Source organism: Paraburkholderia sp. (genome assembly GCF_034668105.1).
Taxonomy (GTDB): Bacteria; Pseudomonadota; Gammaproteobacteria; order Burkholderiales; family Burkholderiaceae; genus Paraburkholderia.
Genome location: NZ_JAXDPY010000372.1, coordinates 1 through 2,875, shown reverse-complemented (window position 1 = coordinate 2,875; position 2,875 = coordinate 1). Strand labels below are relative to the sequence as shown.

Annotated in this window: 4 protein-coding genes; all 4 read left to right on the top strand. The window is 65.3% G+C overall.

The genetic code is table 11. The annotated features are described in order from the left end of the window. On the top strand, positions 1–642 hold a 642-nt coding region (locus tag QOC89_RS16650; protein ID WP_323046014.1), incomplete at its 5' end, for an aldehyde dehydrogenase family protein. A gap of 47 nt (positions 643–689) precedes the next feature. After that, positions 690–1,499 (top strand): HpcH/HpaI aldolase family protein, encoded by an 810-nt coding sequence (locus QOC89_RS16645; protein ID WP_323046013.1) that lies wholly within the window; start codon positions 690–692, stop codon positions 1,497–1,499. Positions 1,500–1,521: 22 nt separating this feature from the next. Next, entirely contained in the window at positions 1,522–2,703 is a 1,182-nt protein-coding gene (locus QOC89_RS16640) for an acyl-CoA dehydrogenase family protein (RefSeq protein ID WP_323046012.1), read from the top strand. Between the two features lie 12 nt (positions 2,704–2,715). After that, positions 2,716–2,875, top strand: a 160-nt coding sequence (locus tag QOC89_RS16635) for an FAD-binding protein (RefSeq protein WP_323046015.1), incomplete at its 3' end; no start/stop codon positions are given.

Sequence of the window (2,875 nt, the reverse complement as noted above, 5' to 3'; positions counted from 1 at the left end):
GCCGGCCAGGTGTGCGCATCGCCGACGCGCTTTTACGTGCACGAATCGATCTTCGACCAGACGGTCGCGGCGCTCGTCGAACGGTCCAAAGCGCTGCGCGTCGGCGACCCGCTCGAGCAAAACACCGACCTCGGCCCGCTCACCACCGAAAAACGGCGTACCGCGATTGAACGGCTCGTCGACGAAGCGGCGAGCAGCGGCGCGCAGATCCTGTGCGGCGGCCGGCGCCCCGCGCAATTCGGCCGCGGCTGGTTCTATGAGCCGACGCTGGTCGCGAATCCCGCTCCCCACGTCGGCCTGATGAATGACGAGCCGTTCGGCCCGGTCGGCACGCTGACGCCGTTCTCGACGATGGACGAGGTGATCGGCGAAGCGAACCGTCTGCCGTTTGCGCTCGCCGCGTACGTGTTCACGCGCTCCATGCGCAATACGCTCGAAACCACCGAGCGCCTGCAGGCGGGTGTGATCGGCGTCAACACATTCGTTGCGTCGACCGCCGAAAGCCCGTTCGGCGGCAGCAAGGACAGCGGCTTCGGACGCGAAGGCGGTCCGCACGCGATCCGCGATTACCTCGATACCAAATTCATCAACCTGGAACCGGCACAGGACGCCTCGCTGGAATCCGCGAACGGCGCTGCGTAAGAGCCCCCGCACGCTGACCTTCCCATTCGATCCGAACGGAAACCCACATGAAAAGCATCAAGAATCACGCGAAGGCGCAACTCGCCGCCGGCGAACTCGCGCTCGGTATGGGCCTGCGCCAGGCCCGTACCGTCGATATCGCACAGATCGCAAAAGCGAGCGGTTACGACTGGCTGTTCATCGACATGGAACACAACTCGATGGACATCGACACCGCCGCGCAGATCTGCGCGGGTGCGCTGGTCGGAGGTGTGACGCCGATCATCCGGGTGCCGAGCCACGAGCCATTTCACGCGACGCGCCTGCTCGACACGGGCGCGATGGGCATCGTCGTGCCGCACGTAAGCACTGCCGCCCAGGCTGCGCACGTCGCGAACATGTGCCGCTTCCCGCCTGCGGGAGGCCGCTCCATTCCCGGCTTGCTGCCGCAGGTCGGCTTCGAAGCGTTGCCGATCGCCGACGTCGTGCACGCGATCAACGATGAAGTGCTGGTCGTCGTGATGATCGAAACGCGCGAGGGGCTTGAAAACGTCGAGGCGATCGCGGCGGTGCCCGGCATCGACGTGCTGCTCGTCGGCGCGACCGATCTCGCCGCGGACCTCGGCATCACGGGGCAGCTTGGCCATCCGCGCATCGGCGCGGCGATCGACGCGGTGTGCGCTGCGTGCGCGCGGCACGGCAAGGTGCCCGGCGTCGGCGGCGTGTACGACGAAGCGCTGATGACCGCCTATGTACAGAAGGGGGCGCGCTTCATCCTGTCGGGCTCCGACCTCGCGTTCCTGATGGCCGGCGCGAAATCCCGCTCGAGCATGCTGCGTTCGATTGCACTTGACGAAATCGACCAGCGCAAAGCCTAGTGATTTCTCTGGAGGAGACACCGTGAATCAGGAATACGCAAGCCAGCTCGTCAATCGGCGCGACCTGAAGCCGTATCTGAATGCCGATCAGTTCGAATTTCGCGACGCGATCCATCGCGTGCTGACGCGTCATGCGTCGCCCGAGTACATCCGCGAATGCGATGAAGCGAAGCGCTTTCCGCAAGAACTCGTCGACGTCGCCGCGCAGCAGGGCTGGTTCGGCCTCACACTGCCCGAGCAGTACGGCGGCATCGGCGGCTATCTCGACATGGCGGCTTATCTCGAGATCGTCGCGTACCACACGATCGCGCTAGCGCGCTTCTGGAACGCGAACGTCAACATGGTGGGCGGCGCGCTGTCGCGCTTCGCCTCCGACGACATCAAGGCCCAGGTGCTGCCGAAGCTCGCTGCCGGCAAGGCGTGGCTCGCGTTCGCGCTAAGCGAGAACGGCTCGGGCTCCGACGCCGCGTCGCTCGCATCCCGTGCGGTCGCGCAGGGCGACGACTTCGTGATCGACGGCACGAAGATGTGGATTTCCGGCGCGCTGCAGGCCGACTACATCCTCACCGCCGTGCGCACCAATCCCGAAGCGAAGAAGCACGACGGCATCAGCCTCTTTCTGGTGCCGAAGGAATCGAAGGGCCTGACGATCAATCCGATCGACCTGCTCGGCGGCCATGCGATCCGCACCTGCGAGGTCGTGTACGACGGCGTGCGCGTGTCGAAGGACCGGCTGGTCGGCGGTCTGCATGTGGGCTGGAAGAAGCTCACGACAGTGCTGTCGAAGGAGCGCATCGCGTTGTCGGCGATGTGCGTGGGCGGAGCGCAGGCGGCGATCGATCTGGCGCGCTGGTACGCGAACGACCGCAAGCAGTTCGGCCAGTCGATCATCGATTTCCAGGCCGTCTCGCACTTGCTTGCCGACATGCAGACGCGCGTCGACGCGGCCCGCATGCTCGCGTTTCGCGCGGCAAAGCTGCTCGACGAAGGCGAAACGTGCGACGTGGAATCGTCGCAGGCGAAGTATTTCGCCTCGGACACGTACGTGCAGGTCGCAACCGACGGTATCCAGATCATGGGCGCCAACGGCTATTCCGCCGAATACGCGATGCAGCGTCATTTTCGCGAAGCCAAGATGTTCCAGATCTTTGGTGGCACCAATCAAATTCAGCGCAACATCGTGGCACGCGCGCTGAAATCATAAGCGGAGACGGATGTGACTCTGGTTCAGACATTCGAGAAGTTGGGTTTCGGCGTCGATACGGCGCGCGCCGATGTGGTGGTGGTCGGCGGCGGCGGCGCGGCGTCGCGCGCGGCGGTGTCCGCGGCGCAGGCGGGCGCGAGCGTGCTCGTGCTCGCGAAGGCGCCCGTCGGCA